This window comes from Frankia sp. R82, assembly GCF_023716925.1.
Lineage (GTDB): Bacteria > Actinomycetota > Actinomycetes > Frankiales > Frankiaceae > Frankia.
In genome coordinates, this window is record NZ_JAMQQG010000003.1 from 66,427 (window position 1) to 82,077 (window position 15,651).

Genomic DNA, 15,651 nt, shown 5'->3' on the forward strand with positions numbered 1-15,651 from the left:
AGCCATGAGATGGTCAAGAACGTTCCGGACCGAACTCGCACTGATCTGCCGCTGCTGCTCTGGGCTGTTCCGGCGCAGGGGACAGGTGGGCCGCGATGATCTGCCAGCGGCCGTTGTCGTGGACCCAGGTGCGGGTGTAGTCCATGACGACGGAGACGGGTTCTCCGCTGATGCGGGCGGTGATCGCGGCGCGGACGAAGGTGACTCCGGTCGCACCGTGGAGCAGGCAGTGCCGGCGCAGCTCGGTGTACGAGGTCACGGCGAAGGCACCCGATGCATAGCCCGCGACGTCCTCGGCCTTGCCGTGGAGCAGGCCGTCGTGCCCGCGGGCGACGAGGTCGTCGTGCAGCACGCCGGTGAGCCCCACGGCGTCGTTGGCGGCCACCACGGACTGCAGCAAATCCTCGGCCCGCTCAAGACCGACGAGATCCGCAGGCTGTGCCATCGTCATGAGCTGATTCTTCCGCATCGGCGAAACACCAGACCGCCACGGTCGACGCCCACCCGGGAATCCGTGAGCTGACCGAGGTCGCAGTTCGCAGGTACGTCGGCAATCTGGGAGGTGTCGAGAACGACGACCGCCCCGCGTGGGCCAGAGCGGGCACGACGCCCCAACCACCTCCTTGCGTCATAGCTAAGCCTTACCTAAGGTTAGGGGGATGTGGCGGACTTGACGGGGAGACAACGTGAGCGAGACGCGGACGCTGGTACTGGGGTTCATCGCGGGGGTAACGATCCTGCTTGGGCTCCCCCTTGGGCGGCTACGTCGCCCGATGCCAGGAGTACGGCAGTTCCTGAACGCGACCGCCATCGGTATCCTGATCTTCCTTGTCTGGGACGTGCTCGCGCACGCCTGGGAACCCCTCGACGCCGCGTTGGGCAGGGTCCACGACCACAGCGGCGGCCTCGGCCCCGTCTTCGGCTACGGCACGCTGTTCCTCGGCGGCCTGTCCGTCGGACTGCTCAGCCTCCTCGGCTACGAACGCATCCTCATGCGCCGGCCCACCCCGCCACAGCCGGCGCCGGGCGCCGGAACGCGTTTCGGGCCCGGTGCCATGGCCGCCGACGAACTGGCCGCACTTGCGCCACCACCCATCACCACGGGCCGCTCATCCGCCCGGCAGCTCGCGCTGACCATCGCCGTCGGGATCGGTCTGCACAACTTCGGCGAAGGACTGGCCATCGGAGGCAGCGCCGGCCGCGGCGAGATCGAGTTGGCGACCCTCCTCGTGATCGGCTTCGCCCTGCACAACGCCACCGAAGGATTCGGGATCGTCGCCCCGCTCGCCGCCGACGCCGACCGGCCAAGCTGGGGCTTCCTCCTGCTCACCGGGCTCATCGGCGGCGGACCCACCCTCATCGGCACCGCGATCGGCCGACAGTTCACCAGCGACCCACTCAGCGTGATCTTCCTGTCCCTCGCCGCCGGTTCCATCCTCTACGTCGTCATCCAACTCATCGGCGTCGCCTCCCGCGCCGGCCGCCGTGAGCTGCTCTACCTCGGAGTGCTGGCCGGCCTCGCCGCCGGATTCATCACCGACGCCATCGTCACCGCCGGCGGCGCGTAGGACGCGGGCCGGTCAGTCCGCAATACGTGACGGTTGTGTTTCTGTACAGCTGGATGACCTGCTCTGGCCAGGTTGTATTGCTGCACAGCAGCTACGTTTCCCGGTTGGGTCCGACGGGGGTCGGACAGAGGGGACCTACCTGCAGATGCGTAGATCACTGTTCGCCGTGGGGGCCGCCGCCGCGCTCGCGGCGTTCACCGCACTTCCTGCCGTGGCCGGTCCGCCGGCCGATCCGGGTGCGCTCACGCTCGCCGTGTACGGCGATGCGCCGTATGGCACCACGCCGACGGACAACTCCGAGTTCCTCGCCACACCGGCGTTCATCAACTCGATCAACTCCGACCCGGCCGTCGACGTGGCCGTGCACGTCGGGGACATCCACTCGGGCAAGCAGTACTGCACCGCCCAGTACGACCAGTCGATCGCACAGCTCTGGCAGCAGTACAGGGTGCCGCTGGTCTACACCCCGGGCGACAACGAATGGACCGACTGCCACAAGGCGGCTCAGGGCGGCGGCACCTACGACCCGACCACCGGGAAGATCAAGTATGTGACCGACCCGGCCACCGGCCAACCGGTCGACTACGCCGGCGGCGACCCGATCGCCAACCTCGCGCTCGTGCGCTCGCTGTTCTTCCCGAAGGCCGGGCAGACTCTCGGCAGCGGCAAGCTGCCCGTCCAGTCGCAGGCCAAGGAGTACGACCGGGCGTTCCCGTCGGACGCGCAGTACGTCGAGAACGTCATCTTCGAGCGGAAGGGCACGCTGTTCGTCACGCTGAACGTGCCGGGCGGCTCGAACAACGACACCGACATCTGGTACGGCGCGCCGACGACGAGCACCGCGCAGGCCCGGGAGGCCTCGGAACGCACCGGTGCCGACCTGCGTTGGCTCGACCACGCGTTCGCCCAGGCCCGCCAGAACGGCGACACCTCGGTCGTCATCTCCACGCAGGCCGACATGTGGGACGTCGACGGCAAGACCCCGGCACACCTGACCAACTACGAGCCGCTGGTCTCCAGCATCGCGTCGCACACGACCGCGTTCGGCAAGCCCGTTCTGCTGTTCAACGGTGACTCGCACACGTACCGGTCGGACAACCCGCTCTCGCCGACCGCCCCGTGTGTCACCGAGTCCGCTGCCGGCGAGGTCAGCTGTGCGAACGAGTCCTCCGCACACCCCGGGTACGACGTGAAGAACTTCCACCGGGTCGTCGTGCACGGCAGTACGTTCCCACTCGAATGGCTCAAGCTGACCGTGAAGCCCAGCGCGGACTACCCGGCGGGCGCCAACGCGTTCGGCCCGTTCACCTGGCAGCGCCAGCCGCAGGCCTGACACCCCCGGCGGGGCCGGTGGCCACCCGCCACCGGCCCCGACCGAAACGACCGAAACGGTCGAGGCGACTGGTTGCGATCGGTCAGGCAGCCGCAGCCCAGTGACGCGTCGCCGCCTGCTTTGCTTCCGTCTCCATTGCCGCGAGAACCGTCAGGCCAGGCCCAGTGTGTGCGCCAGGAACGGATTGCGGAAGGTACCGGTGGGGTCGTGGCTCCCGGCCAGCTGAAGGAAGTCGGTGGCGCGGGGGTAGCTGGCGCGGATGGTCCGCGCGGGCAGGGCGAAGATCTTTCCCCAGTGCGGCCGGGGGTCGAAGGGCGCGAGCTGGCGCTCGACCGCGGCCACCGCGCGGGCGACGACGGCCTCGTCCGGCAGCCAGGTGAAATGCAGGCTTGTGGCGTCGCGGCGATAGGCGGGGCTGAGCCACAGGTCGTCGGCGGCGATCGTGCGCAGCTCGCTGATCTGCAGGGCCGGGCGGATCTCGTCGCCGATCCGATGGATCGCCGCGATCGCAGCGTCGGCGTGGTCACGGGAGACGAAGTACTCCGACTGCAGCTCGTTGCCGGCGCTGGGCGTGAAGCCCGACCGGAAATGCGGCAGCCGGTCGTGCCAGGGACCGGGGATCCCGAGCTGTCGGGTCGTGTGCACCGGGTCGAGGCCGGGTATCGGGTGCGCCGGGTGACTCACCGCTCGGGCGCCGAACATCTCCATCGGTACCGGATCAGCCTCGCCGGCCTTCTCGACGACGCGCCGTTTGGCCCACAGCCGGGACGATTCGGAGCTCCAGTCCGTGAGGACGCTGACGCTGTAGGCGGCCGCGAAGATCTCCTCGACGTGGTCGAGCAGGGCTGCTCGGGTCAGACCCTGGTAGACGTCCTGACGGACCTGGAAGGTCGGCACGATGGCGAGCGTCACCGCCACGACCACCCCCAGCGCGCCGAGCGCGACTACCTGACCGGCGAAGTCCGGGTCCACGCCCCGGCGGACCGTGCGCAGGTCGCCGGTCGCGGTGACCAGCTCGAGGGCGGTGACGGAGGTGGCCAGGTTGCCGTTGTGATCACCGGAGCCGTGTGTCGCGGTCGCGCACGCCCCGGCGACGGAGATGTGCGGCAGCGAGCCGAGGTTGGGCAGCGCGAAGCCCTGGGCGTGCAGCTCACGGGCGAGGGTGGCATAGCGGGTTCCGGCGCTCACGGTCACCTCGCGCGCGGCGGGGTCGATCCGGATCAGCCTGGGCAGCCGAGCCGTTGAGATCAACGTGCCGGTCGTGTCCGCGATCGTGTTGAAGGAATGGCGGGTACCGACCGGCCGCGCCCGCTCGCAGCCGGCAACGATGCTCTGGAGCTCCTCGATGGACGTGGGTGCGACGCGCCGACCCGCCCCGAAAACCACGTTCCCGGCCCAGTTGGCCCTTTCCAAGCCCTCAGCGTCCGGCATGCTGCCTCTCCTCGGCGTACCGGTCCCGTGTGTCGGCTGGGACGTGGCCTCGCCGCGACGAAATCCAGGATTGTCGCATCCACCGGGATTTTTGCATCCAGCTGAGACATGCTCGTGGTTCCCTGGCTCGAACGTCCACGGTCAGGCCAGCGGCCCGAGCCTGTTCCCGGGAGGACTCGCCAGGTCGTTCCCGCCGCTGCGGGGAATCCGTCGAGGTCGGCGGGGTCTGCATATCCGGCCTGGGCAGGCCTATGCGGTCGGGCCACCGACGAGGACGGACCAGCCGGCGTCGACCCGCAGGACCGAGCCGGTCGCCGGGCGGAGGGCCAGGTCGAGCGCGAGACCCACCGCGACCGCGACATCCGTCGGTTCGAGCACTCGGTGCAGCACGGAGTTCTCGGCCAGAATTTTCTCCCGCGCAGGGTCCAGAACGGCCGCGGTCGCCTCGGTGCGCACAGCACCGGGCGCGACGGTCAGGACACTGATTCCATCCCGGGCGGTCTCTGCCGCGACGTGCCGGGCGAAGGTCGCGAGCGCCGCCTTGGCGGTGCCGTGGGCGAGCCGGCCGCCGCCCACGTAGTCGGCGACGGTGCTGCCGAGGAAGACCAGCCGGCCCGCCCCCTGCGACCGCATGGCCGCGACGGCTTGCTGGGTGATGTGGAACGCGCCGGCCAGTTCGTTGGTGACCTTCGCCGCGAACGCCGGCCAGCTCAGCTCAGCCAGCGGCGCGAACGGCGGCGGAGCGGTGTTCGCGTTCACCACGAGCGCATCGATCCGACCCCGGTCAGCCACCACCGCCTCGATCATCTCCGCGACCGCGTCGGCGTCGGTGACGTCGGCGGCCAGCGCCGTGGCACTCCCGCCCGCTTGCCTGATCTCGGCAACCACACCGGCCGCCGCGGCGGAGTCCCGCCGGTAGTTCACGATCACGTGATAGCCGCGACGGGCCAGCTCAGGGGCGATTGCCGCGCCGATGCCCCGGCTCGCACCGGTAACAATGGCTGTGGGAATGGCTGTGGGAGTCGTCATCGTCTCGCCCTGCCACCTCTTTCGTATGGACAGTTCTTTTCATATGGATAGTTCTTTTTCGTCTGAATGGTTCCCGTGCGCCCGGCATTCCAGAAAACATCGTTGACGCGACGGTGGCCGTCTATTGCGATGCTATCAAGAACCCGGTGCGGGATCGGCTCCATCGTGCCGGGCCACGCCGCGCCGCCCGTCGGCTGATGCGGTGCCACTGTGCTCTCCTGTTCCGCGCGGCGCGGCGATCCGGAGAAGAAAGGAGCGCCATCTCGGAAATCGTCAAAATCATCCGGCGACCGAGCCCGGCGCGGCCTGCGGCAGACAGCGCATTCGGCCTGTGCGACCTGGCGCCGGCCGACGGGCCACCGTCCCCGAGTCTCGGCGCACGAACGTCGAAGCGGGGCCCGCGGCATCCATCAATCGACGCTCCAGCCCGTTTCGATCCCCGGCCGCGAGAGTGACCGCTGTGCCACGCGGACCGGCGTGACAGGGACGAGGTCCGCCGCAACGGTGAGGAACGGGGGCTGGGATGAGGAATCTGTCCCGTCGGGGGCTGGTCGGCGGAGCGGCAGCAACGCTGGGTGGAGGTCTGCTGGCGACGCCGGCCGTGGCTGCCGACGCGCCGGCGGCCACGTCGTCGGCGAGCGCCACGTACGCGGGGACGGCGGCTGGCCCGGCATCGACGATCGGTCGCGCCGATGCCCGCTACGACGATCTGATTCGGGGCAACAACTACCGTTTCGCCGGTAGCCCGGATTATGTCCGACTCATCACCAGCGTCGATCAGGTCCAGGCGGCGGTCGGCGACGCGGTGCGGGAAAACCGACAGATCGCGGTCCGCAGCGGCGGGCACTGCCTGGAGGGATTCGTCACCGATCCCGCGGTGAAGGTCGTCCTCGACATCTCCCAGATGTCCAACGTCTACTACGACGCGACGCGGCACGCCTTCGCCGTCGAGGCCGGAGCAAGCCTGGGCAAGGTCTACGAGACACTGTTCAAGCAGTGGGGCGTGACCGTGCCCGGCGGGGTCTGTCCACAGGTGGGTGCCGGCGGCCACATCTGCGGCGGCGGCTACGGAGCGTTGTCCCGATTGTACGGCCTGGTGGTCGATTATCTGGACGCGGTCGAAGTGGTCGTCGTCAACTCCGCCGGAAAGCCGCAGACCGTGGTCGCCACCTCGGCATCATCCGACCCGAACCGCGATCTGTGGTGGGCCCACACCGGTGGTGGCGGTGGAAACTTCGGTGTTGTCACCCGGTACTGGCTGCGCGACCCACGGGCAACAGGCACCGACCCCGCCAAACTGTTGCCCCGGCCGCCCGGGTCGCTGCTGCTCACCCAGCTCAGCTGGCCGTGGGCGAAGCTCGACCAGACCAGCTACACCTGGATCGTCGCCAACTTCACCCGCTGGCACGAGGCGAACAGCGCGCCCGGCTCGCCGGCGTCGTCTCTGTTCGCCACTCTGTGGCTCAACAGCATTCACACCGGCGACCTGCGGATGATCGCACAACTCGACGGGACTCTCCCGAACGCAACCGCCATGCTGGACGCTTTCGTGTCCGCCGTCCGGGAGGGCACCACCGTCCAGCCGGTCGGAGGCACTCATCGCACACTGCCCTGGTGGGATGCGTTCCGCTACTCGAGCTTCGCTGACTTCGGCGCGAGCATCGGCCAACGCACCAAGGACAAATCATCCTACCTGCGGAAAAGCTACACCGAGGCGCAGCTGGCGGCCATCTACCGCCATCTCACCCAGGCCGACTACACGGGGACGAGCGCGACCATCCTGCTGGCCAGCTATGGCGGCCAGATCAACAGCGTCGCTCCCGACGCCCGAGCAATTCCGCAACGGGATTCAATCATCAAGGCGCAGTATTCCGTCTCGTGGATCGACCCGGCCGAGGACGACGTTCATCTTTCCTGGGTGCGCGACCTGTACCGGGACATTTTCACCGACACCGGCGGAGCACCCGTGCCGAACGCGAACTGTGACGGCGCGTACATCAACTATCCCGACGTGGACCTCGCCGACCCGGCCTGGAACACGTCGTCGACCCCCTGGTCGAGCCTTTACTACAAGGGAAACTACGCCCGACTCCAGCAGGTCAAGAAGCACTGGGACCCGCAGAACCGGTTCCGTCACGCCCTGTCCGTCGAACCCGCCCGCTGACAGTCGGGCAGCCGGCGCTGGAGCGGCAACCTGACTACGGCTATCTGCCTACTGTCCCAGGAGCGGCCAGGCCGCTGCCCTTGAGGCGCCGTTGTGCGCACTGCGGGCCCGCCCGTCCATCGTGCCGAGGGCGGGCCCGCAGCCGGCTGGTCAGGAACTCACCGACGCTGCGGCAGCCTGCCCGGCAGCGCCTTCCGTGGCGTCGCGGCGAGCCAGCGTGGCGAAGAAGTCGGGGGCCACCTCGGTCAGGTCCTTGAGCTCCGCAAACCAGCCGAGCACCTGCGGCGAGCGTCGGTCGGCGGCCTGCTGATGTGTTTCCAGATCGGCCCACTCGGCGATCATGTAATAGCGGTCGGTGTGCTTGTGCGACTGGTAGAACCGCAACTGCACAAAGCCGGGCTGAGTGCTCATGTACTCCGAGATCAGATTGATGATCTGCTGGAACCGCACCGGATCACCGATCACCCGAATCGGGTTGATCATCGTGGTGGTGGTCGTCGAGGCCGGCGTGGCCGTCGAGGCCGCAGTGGTCGTCATGCCATCCACTCCTGCTCACGTTCGTCGTCTGGTGGCCCGCTGGCATCGTGGTGAGCTGCCGCGTCGAAGATGTCCCGGCCCGGCCCGGCCCGGCTCCGCATCGCCGGCCCGGTCCCGCATCGCCGGAGTCCTACGGTGCTGGATCTAGGCCGTACCGGCGGGGGGCGATGCCGGCAAGGTTTTCGCGGCCACGTCGGCAAGGGCGGCGAGGACGGCGGTCTGGCGGGCATCCCGGTCGGCCACCTGACGGTCGTAGGATGACGTGTCATAGCCCTGTTCGGCCTGACCGACGAGGTCGGTGATGGTCTGCTCGTCCAGCTGTGGACTACCGAGCAGGGACCATCCGGCGGCGAGCCCGGCACCGATGTGCTCGAACCACGCGCCGAGGCCGCCCGGGCCGCCAGCGAGATGCAGGGCATGGAACGGGCCGACCACCGCCCAACGCAGCCCGATCGAGTGCGTGACCGCGAGGTCGATGTCGGCGACGCTGGCAACGCCCTGCTGGACAAGGTGAATGCATTCGCGCAGCAAAGCGGTCTGCAGCCGGTTGACGATGAAACCTGGAATCGGCCGGCGCACCACCACCGGCGTCCGGCCTACACCGCGCAGGAAGGCCTGGGTCCGCGCGATCAGCTCGGGTGGCGTCGTCTCCGCACCGAGCACCTCCACCAGCGGAATCACATGTGGCGGGTTGAACGGATGCGCAACGATGATCCGCCCGGACGTGGTTGCCGTGGCCCGCGCTGCGAGCGCATCGGGCAGCAGGGTGGACGTCGAGGACAGCAGCAGTGCGTCCGGGCTGGCAAGGTCGGCGACCGTCGCGAACAGGTCCTGCTTGGCTTCGAGCCGTTCGGAGATGCTCTCGATCACCACATCGGCGCCGGTGACGGCGGTGGACACATCGGTGGTGACGATGAGCCGGGCCAGGAGGGCCCGGGCCGGGCCGGTGCCCTCCGGCAGCGCGTGCGTGTGCAGTTCGATGCGGGCGCGAAGCGTCGGCTCCGCCTCGGGCCGTCGGACGAGCAGACGGACCTCGTGGCCGGCGCCGAGCAGCAGCGCCGCCCAGCCCAGGCCGATCGTGCCTGCGCCGAGGACCGCCACGGCCGCGGGACCGTCCGGGACCTCTCTGACGTGATCTGTCGTGCTCATTGCGCTCCCCTATGTCGGCTATGCCGTCCGGTCGAGATCTGCCGCCCTGCCGGGCAGGTCGTCCGCCCTGTCGAGAGGATCTGCTCGGCCAAGAAGGTCGAGGTAGCTGACGGCGGCCTTGTCGAAGCGCAGCGCCACATGGGTGGACGCTGTGCGGATGTCCCGCCAGAACCGCTGCAGCGGACGGTCGGGATCCTGGCCTGCGGTGCCCGCCGTGACGACCAGGCGATCGACGGCGTCGACCAGGTAGGAGGCGGCGAGCGCGGTGTCCCGCAGGTTACGCGCGATCAGCGCTGGGGTCGGCTCCTCGTGGTCGGCCACGTGCGCCACCCGGTGCAGCAACAGCTCGGCGGCGTCGATGTCACCGGCGGCACGGGCCACCGACACTGACGTCGTGGCACCTGCGGGCAGGCCGCGGCAGAAGTCGACGAAGGCGCCGCGGGCCGCACCGAGCAGCGGCGTCGCGAAGGTGAGGCCGCTGATCGCACGCAGCGGCACGCCGAACGGCCTGCCCGGATGGAGCGGGCTGTGCCCGGCCGCCGCGACGGCGCTGCGAAACGTCAGCCGCGACGCGACCGGCGCCTCGTCAAGGATCAGCGTGTGGCTGGCCGTCGCTCGCATCCCCAGGGTGCGCCAGCTGTCCCGGACTGTGAACACACCGCGAGGCACTGCGACGAACAGCGGACCTTCCCCGGCATCGGCCCTGGTCCCGGCCTCGGTCGGCCGCACGCACACCAGCGCCCAGTCCGCCAGGTCGATGCCGCTTGTGTACGGCCACGCACCGCTGACCCGCCAGCCGTCCGCGGTCACCCGGGCTGCTCCGCCGGGTACCAGGGCGGCTGCGATCAGGGTGTCCGGCCCGTTCGCCCACAGCTCGGCCTGCCCGTCAGCAGGCAGGAAGGCACCGAGTCGCGCCGAGTAGGCGAACAGGGACGCAAGCCATGCCGCCGACGTACAAGCCTGACCGAGCTGGTCGACCGCGCGGGTCAGTTCCGCGAACCCGCCCGCCCGCCCGCCCCAGCGCGCGGGCACCAGGTGACGGGCGAACCCGGCTGCCTGGATCGCCGTCACCACCTCGACGCTGACTGCCCGCTGCTCGTCGTTGGACCGGGCGTGCGCCGCGGCGACGGCATGCGCGACCGCCACATCGGGCGTCGACGTTTCCAGCTGGGCAGTCGAGCCCGTCGCCGCGGCTGGCCCGGACACATCCGTCGCCCCCGTGGTTGCGGTTACCATCCGCGCCTCCCGAAAGCCGAGTGGATGTGGGACCCGGCTGACACCGGGGCCCGGTCATCCCAGCGTCGCGGGGTGCGCTTGAGACGAGCTTGAGGGTCGCTCAGCCTGAACGACCCGACGCCCTCGACGGCGCCGATCCCGGCGCGCTGCCAGGGTGCAGGTCCGGAGCGTCGGCGAAGACAACCTCGGCCCAGGTCGGTGGCGGACCGGTCAGTGTCACCGGCGGTTGCGCGCCAGGAACGGCGATGCCCTGCAGCACCACTTCGAGGTAGCGCAACTGCAACCTTTCGGCCCGTTCGGGCGTGCTGTCCGGCGTCGAGCGCAGGTGCGCCAACAGCAGATAGACGTCCGTCGCGACCACCTCGGGCCGCAACGCACCGCAGTTGTGGGCGGCAGCGACCAGGTCGTCGATGGCGTCGCGCAGTTCCGTCGCGCTGTCCTGGATCTCACCGCCGACGGTCGCCGAGTTGCCGATCAGGACGAACAGGGCACACGAGCGGGCCTCGACCATGCGACGCATGAAGCGCCGCAGTGCCTGCCAGCCGTCCGGTTCGCCGGCCAGGGCGTCGCGCGCCTCTTCGGCGGCCCGGCCCATCGCCCCGAGGCACATCGCCCGCAACAGGTCGGTCTTGCTCGGGTAACGGCGGTAGATGCTGCCCATGCCGACACCGGCCCGCGCGGCCACGGCCGAGACGGGCGCGTCCCAACCGAGCTCGATGAACACATCGCGCGCCGCAGCCAGCACCGACACATCGTTGCGCTCGGCCTCCGCCCGGCGTCCGCTGCGCGCAGATCTGGTCGTCGAGGTCCGGGTCGTCTCGGTCTTGGTCGTCTCGGTGGCCACCCCCGGAGTCTATGAGGAACGGAGCAGTCCGTTCGACACTCTCCAAACGGAACGGTATGCTCCGATCCGATTCGGACATCGCGAGGAGCAGCCATGACGTCACAGGTCGACCGCACGCAGCCGGCCGCGCCGCCGGGCGAGCCCGCGGACGCTCCGGCCACCACCGGGCAGCCGGCAGGCGAGCAGACGGTCAGGCCGAAGCCTGCCGCGAACGGGAGCACACAGGCCGAGCCACCGGCGGTTCCGCCGCCGAAGGGCGGACTGATCCTGGCGGTCTGCTGCGCCGCGCAGTTCATGGTCGTGCTCGATGTCTCGATCGTGAACGTGGCGCTGCCGACGATCCGCAGCAGTCTCGGGTTCGACGCCTCGGGTCTGCAGTGGGTCATCAACGCCTACACGATCGCCTTCGCCGGCTTCCTGCTCTCCGGCGGCCGGCTCGCCGACCTGTTCGGACGGCGGCGCACGTTCCTGGCCGGGATCACGGTGTTCACCGCGGCGAGCCTGCTCGGCGGGTCGTCCACGTCGGCGGTGATGCTCGTGATCGCCCGGGCGGTGCAGGGTCTCGGCGCCGCCGTGGTCGCGCCGGCGACGCTGACGGTGCTGGCCACGACGTTCACCACCACGCAGGCCAGAACCCGGGCGTTCGGCATCTGGGGCGCGGTTGTCGGCGCCGGCGGTGCGGTCGGTGCTCTGGCCGGCGGCGTGCTCACCGAATGGCTGTCCTGGCGGTGGATCCTGTTCATCAACGTGCCGATCGGAGTCGTACTGCTGTTCCTCGCGGCGCGTGCCGTCACCGAACTGCCCGGGCTCCACCGGGAGCGAACACTGGACCTGTGGGGTGGGCTGTCCGCGACTCTCGGCGTGATGGCCCTGGTCTACGGCGTTGTCGGTTCGGAGCAGCATGGCTGGGCCTCGACGCAGACCATCTGCGGGCTGGCGGTCGGCGTGGCCGTCCTCGGGCTGTTCCTCGTGGACCAGGCCCGCTTCGCGGCCGAACCGCTGCTCCCGCTGGGAATCTTCCGTCACCGATCGGTGGTGACCGCGAACCTTGTCGTGTTCGCCAGCGGTGCCGCACTGTTCGCCATGTTCTACTTTCTCACTCTGTTCCTGCAGCAGGTACTCGGCTACAGCCCGATCCGGGCGGGCCTGGCCTATCTGCCACTCGCAGCAGCGCTGATGGCCTCCGCGCGGGGCACGGCACGGCTGCTGGCCAGGCTTGGGCCGGGAACGCTGCTGCGCGCGGGTCTTGTGCTCACCGCGGGCGGCCTGGCGTGGCTTGCACTACTGGACGAACACTCTTCTTTTGTCGGCGGGATTCTTGGCCCGACGATCCTGGTCGGTATTGGCCAGGGCGCGGTCATGGCCTCCGCGACCATGGCGGGCACTGCGGGGCTGCCGATGAACCAGGCCGGGCTGGCCTCCGGACTGATCAACGCCACCCGACAGCTGGGAGGCGCGCTCGGTCTCGCCGTGCTGGCGACCATCGCCACAGCTCGGATCGCCCATGCCCCGGGCTCGCCGGCCCACGCCCAAGCCTCCGGCTATGCCTTGGCGCTTGCCATCGCCGCGGCCATACCCACCGTCGCCCTGATACCCGCTGCCTTCGCGCCGGGTCGTCCCCGACCTGCCGATTCCTGAGGCGCATCCGAGCACGCGACGCGTACTGACCCACGCGTCGCGTCCCTAATGATCGAACAGTGCCGCAATGCCCGGACGGCTTCAGATCGTCGAACCTTCCAGGCATTTCGCATAACCGGGCAGGATGGACGTGAATGCTCCGCGCCGCTCACTGAGCAGATCGAGCGACAGCACCGCCTCAGGGACCTCGACCGGCGCGTCGAGCCGGGGATCGCAGGACAGCAGCGCCTGATGAAGGCGCCGCATCCGCGCCGAAGGCTCGATCCCCAGCTCCGTCGTGAGTACCTCGCGCAACCGGGCCACCACCTGCAACGCATGTGCCTGCCGGCCGCAGCGATACAGTGCGACCATTATCTGGGCGTGCAGATTCTCGTGGGTGGGATGCGCGGCGACAAGCACCGCGAGCTCGGCGATGAGCTCGTGGTGCATACCCAGCCGCAGATCAGCCTCGATGCGCTGCTCGAGTGCGCTGAGGTGGCGCTCCTGCAGGCCCGCGATCCAGGCCCGCAGTCGAGGACCGACCTGAACATCAGCCAACGGCTCCCCCTTCCAGACCGCGAGGGCCCGGCGGAAGAACAGTGCGGCACAGCCGTCATCGCGACGGGCCAGCGCGGCCCGACCACTGGCACAGCCCCGATTGAATTCGTCGACATCCAGCTGCTCGGGCGAGACCCGCAGAAGATACCCACGTGACCGGGTCGTGAGCAGCTCCTTCGCGTCGGGCACCGAGCCGATCGACGGCAGCGATGCCAGCAGGCGCCGCAGATGCAGGATGTACGTCTGCAGCGTGGACGAGGCACTGCTGGGCGGCTCGTCCTCCCACAACTCGGCTATACAGGCGTCCGCAGACACCACCGTGTTCGCGTTCAGCAGGAAGAACGCGAGAAGCTGCCGTTGCTTCGGCGCACTCGGCGTGAACGACTGGCCGCCATCCATCACACCCAGCGGACCGAGAACCTCATAGGTGACCATCGACCAAGAACCCTCTCTTCGTGCACGCGGTCAGGCGTGTGGCTCGGGAATAAATGGCTGCCCGCTGCGAAATACCGCCTGGAAATCAGGGTTCACCCCCAGACCGCATCACACCGAACCCCACTTCCAGCCCGGCGGGATGATGGATGTACTCCGGCAGCTGCGGTGAGCCTGGGAGGAGTCACGGCGGGCGGAACCTCTCAACTCGGTCACCAATGCCCACACCGTACGCCGGCACGCCGGCGACACCTCCGCGAAAAATCTGGTCGACGGACACAGCCGGCCGACCCCGCGGAAAATCACCACCCGAGCAGAGCAGCCGATCTACAGAGCGCACTCGAGATCCGACTAAAGTCGACAAACACCCGGCGGACCAGATATAAACGCTCTGCGCGCACAATTTTTGGATTCATGCGACCGCCCATACGTTCGACCATAGGTTCCGTACGGCGGGATGTCAACCAACATCACGCAGATTGTCCGGAAGACGGATCGCATCGACTTGCACTTGGTGTTTGGTACCCGCTCGGTGCCGAACAGCGGACACAACCCGGACAGCTGCGCCGCGCGCCGGCAATGAATGGGCCGCGGCATTGGCCCACCGGCTCGGAAGCACCCGATCTACCTCGGCGCGTCCGAGGGGCAGACAGCGAAGCGCAGGTGCCCGCCCGGTCCACGTCCCCGTGCGAGGAGCAGGATCACCGGGCAGACGGCAGGGACGTCGCGCTGAGGCAGGCAGGCCGCCAGGACCGTCGTACGAGGGGCAGATCAGGCTACGCGTGGCAGGTGGGAAGCGACCCGTTGAAGGCGATGATCTCCGCGAACGCGGCACCGATGTCGAGTGGCTCTCCAGGGGCCAGCCCTGCTGCCTCGGCGAGGCCACGCCGTACGTTCGCGACCAGCCGTTCCCCATCCAGCCAGGTGCGGAACGGGCCTGGCTCGGCGTCGCGGGCAATGTCGAGTGCAGTGCGCCGGTCGCGTTCCCCGGCGTGCACGAGCTCGGCCACCCAGCGGAAATAGGCGATGTTGGCGTCCAGGACCTCGGGGCCGGTGACCGGGCCATGGCCGGGAACCACGACGTCGGGTTCCAGTCGACGCAGCCGCTCCAGTGCCGCCAACGAGCCGCGGACCGAGCCCATCAGCGTGAAAGGCGTCACCTGAGAGAGCGCCACGTCTCCGGCGAACAGTACTCGCCGGTCCGGAATCCAGATCACCAGATCGGCCGCCGTATGGGCGGGACCAACGGTGAACAGCTCCAGGCGCAGCCCACCGACCCGGACCGTCAGCGCCTCGTCAAAGGTGAGCGTCGGCGGACGCACTCCGACGTCGCCCCAAGGGACGTCCGGCCACAGCTGCTGCAGGTGCAGGTCATTGTCGATGATCTGGGTCCGGGTCCGTTCGTTCGCGACGATCAGCGTCTCCGGAGCGAACGCCACATTGCCGAAGGTGTGGTCGCTGTGATGATGGGTGTTGACCAGCAGGGCTGGTTCCGCCGGGTACAGCGTGCGGACGGCGGCGCGCAGACCGTCGGCGCGAGCCCTGGTTGCCGCGGTGTCCACCACGGCGCACTGCCCGCCGTCGACCACGATGCCGGCGTTGTTGACGCACCAGCCGCCGGGCGGCTGCACGTAGGCGTGCACCCCGTCGGCTACCCGCTGCAGGCGGGCGGCCATCCGCGCGGAGCCGTCCATGGCAGCTCCGCCGCGCTCCGAACTGCCGCTCGCTGAGCTGCCGGCCTCCTGGCTGACTG

13 protein-coding genes are annotated in these 15,651 nt (G+C 69.2%); 4 read left to right on the forward strand and 9 right to left on the reverse strand.

Going from position 1 to position 15,651, the window contains the following annotated elements:
• Positions 1–13 precede the first annotated feature (13 nt).
• Positions 14–451 carry a nuclear transport factor 2 family protein gene (locus ND747_RS01640; protein ID WP_251731138.1) on the reverse strand — a complete coding sequence of 146 codons (438 nt, stop codon included), beginning with the start codon at positions 449–451 and terminating at the stop codon, positions 14–16.
• Between the two features lie 235 nt (positions 452–686).
• On the opposite strand from ND747_RS01640, the gene ND747_RS01645 reads away from it, so the two are divergent.
• The gene (locus ND747_RS01645; protein ID WP_251731139.1) at positions 687–1,568 is read left to right on the forward strand and encodes a ZIP family metal transporter; all 882 of its coding nucleotides are present in this window, start codon (positions 687–689) and stop codon (positions 1,566–1,568) included.
• Between the two features lie 145 nt (positions 1,569–1,713).
• Entirely contained in the window at positions 1,714–2,901 is a 1,188-nt protein-coding gene (locus ND747_RS01650; protein ID WP_251731140.1) for a hypothetical protein, read from the forward strand.
• A gap of 150 nt (positions 2,902–3,051) precedes the next feature.
• Here the strand turns inward: ND747_RS01650 and ND747_RS01655 are convergent, their stop codons facing one another.
• Together ND747_RS01655 and ND747_RS01660 are read right to left on the reverse strand one after the other, a co-directional pair.
• Positions 3,052–4,332, reverse strand: a complete 1,281-nt coding sequence (locus tag ND747_RS01655; protein ID WP_251731141.1) for an FAD-binding protein — start codon at positions 4,330–4,332, stop codon at positions 3,052–3,054.
• Positions 4,333–4,581: 249 nt separating this feature from the next.
• On the reverse strand, positions 4,582–5,361 hold the full coding sequence (locus tag ND747_RS01660) for an SDR family NAD(P)-dependent oxidoreductase (RefSeq protein WP_251731143.1): 780 nt from the start codon (positions 5,359–5,361) through the stop codon (positions 4,582–4,584).
• Positions 5,362–5,884: 523 nt separating this feature from the next.
• Here ND747_RS01660 and ND747_RS01665 point away from each other — a divergent pair.
• The gene (locus ND747_RS01665; RefSeq protein ID WP_251731144.1) at positions 5,885–7,525 is read left to right on the forward strand and encodes an FAD-binding oxidoreductase; all 1,641 of its coding nucleotides are present in this window, start codon (positions 5,885–5,887) and stop codon (positions 7,523–7,525) included.
• A 150-nt stretch (positions 7,526–7,675) separates the two neighbouring features.
• Here ND747_RS01665 and ND747_RS01670 read toward each other — a convergent pair whose 3' ends face one another.
• The 4 genes from ND747_RS01670 to ND747_RS01685 all read right to left on the reverse strand — a co-directional run bounded on the left by ND747_RS01670 (position 7,676) and on the right by ND747_RS01685 (position 11,291).
• Positions 7,676–8,062 carry an antibiotic biosynthesis monooxygenase gene (locus ND747_RS01670; RefSeq protein ID WP_251731145.1) on the reverse strand — a complete coding sequence of 129 codons (387 nt, stop codon included), beginning with the start codon at positions 8,060–8,062 and terminating at the stop codon, positions 7,676–7,678.
• A gap of 144 nt (positions 8,063–8,206) precedes the next feature.
• The gene (locus tag ND747_RS01675) at positions 8,207–9,211 is read right to left on the reverse strand and encodes a 3-hydroxyacyl-CoA dehydrogenase family protein (RefSeq protein WP_251731146.1); all 1,005 of its coding nucleotides are present in this window, start codon (positions 9,209–9,211) and stop codon (positions 8,207–8,209) included.
• 18 nt (positions 9,212–9,229) lie between these two features.
• On the reverse strand, positions 9,230–10,447 hold the full coding sequence (locus ND747_RS01680; RefSeq protein WP_251731147.1) for an acyl-CoA dehydrogenase family protein: 1,218 nt from the start codon (positions 10,445–10,447) through the stop codon (positions 9,230–9,232).
• Positions 10,448–10,547: 100 nt separating this feature from the next.
• The gene (locus ND747_RS01685; protein ID WP_251731148.1) at positions 10,548–11,291 is read right to left on the reverse strand and encodes a TetR/AcrR family transcriptional regulator; all 744 of its coding nucleotides are present in this window, start codon (positions 11,289–11,291) and stop codon (positions 10,548–10,550) included.
• Between the two features lie 93 nt (positions 11,292–11,384).
• Between ND747_RS01685 and ND747_RS01690 the strand changes: the two genes are divergently transcribed.
• Positions 11,385–12,929, forward strand: coding sequence for an MFS transporter (locus tag ND747_RS01690; RefSeq protein WP_251731150.1), 1,545 nt, complete (start codon positions 11,385–11,387; stop codon positions 12,927–12,929).
• An 81-nt stretch (positions 12,930–13,010) separates the two neighbouring features.
• On the opposite strand, the gene ND747_RS01695 is transcribed toward ND747_RS01690, so the two are convergent.
• Both ND747_RS01695 and ND747_RS01700 read right to left on the reverse strand, forming a co-directional pair.
• Positions 13,011–13,901 (reverse strand): AfsR/SARP family transcriptional regulator, encoded by an 891-nt coding sequence (locus ND747_RS01695; RefSeq protein WP_251731151.1) that lies wholly within the window; start codon positions 13,899–13,901, stop codon positions 13,011–13,013.
• Between the two features lie 773 nt (positions 13,902–14,674).
• Positions 14,675–15,592: an MBL fold metallo-hydrolase gene (locus ND747_RS01700; protein WP_251731152.1), complete on the reverse strand. Its 918-nt coding sequence runs from the start codon at positions 15,590–15,592 to the stop codon at positions 14,675–14,677.
• Positions 15,593–15,651 lie beyond the last annotated feature (59 nt).

Coding starts and splice junctions, on each gene's coding strand:
- ND747_RS01675 (WP_251731146.1), bottom strand. CDS start 9,211: ATGAGCACGACAGATCACGTCAGAGAGGTCCCGGACGGTCCCGCGGCC.
- ND747_RS01660 (WP_251731143.1), bottom strand. CDS start 5,361: ATGACGACTCCCACAGCCATTCCCACAGCCATTGTTACCGGTGCGAGC.
- ND747_RS01690 (WP_251731150.1), top strand. CDS start 11,385: ATGACGTCACAGGTCGACCGCACGCAGCCGGCCGCGCCGCCGGGCGAG.
- ND747_RS01695 (WP_251731151.1), bottom strand. CDS start 13,901: ATGGTCACCTATGAGGTTCTCGGTCCGCTGGGTGTGATGGATGGCGGC.
- ND747_RS01665 (WP_251731144.1), top strand. CDS start 5,885: ATGAGGAATCTGTCCCGTCGGGGGCTGGTCGGCGGAGCGGCAGCAACG.
- ND747_RS01700 (WP_251731152.1), bottom strand. CDS start 15,592: ATGGACGGCTCCGCGCGGATGGCCGCCCGCCTGCAGCGGGTAGCCGAC.
- ND747_RS01670 (WP_251731145.1), bottom strand. CDS start 8,062: ATGACGACCACTGCGGCCTCGACGGCCACGCCGGCCTCGACGACCACC.
- ND747_RS01640 (WP_251731138.1), bottom strand. CDS start 451: ATGACGATGGCACAGCCTGCGGATCTCGTCGGTCTTGAGCGGGCCGAG.
- ND747_RS01650 (WP_251731140.1), top strand. CDS start 1,714: ATGCGTAGATCACTGTTCGCCGTGGGGGCCGCCGCCGCGCTCGCGGCG.
- ND747_RS01655 (WP_251731141.1), bottom strand. CDS start 4,332: ATGCCGGACGCTGAGGGCTTGGAAAGGGCCAACTGGGCCGGGAACGTG.
- ND747_RS01680 (WP_251731147.1), bottom strand. CDS start 10,447: ATGGTAACCGCAACCACGGGGGCGACGGATGTGTCCGGGCCAGCCGCG.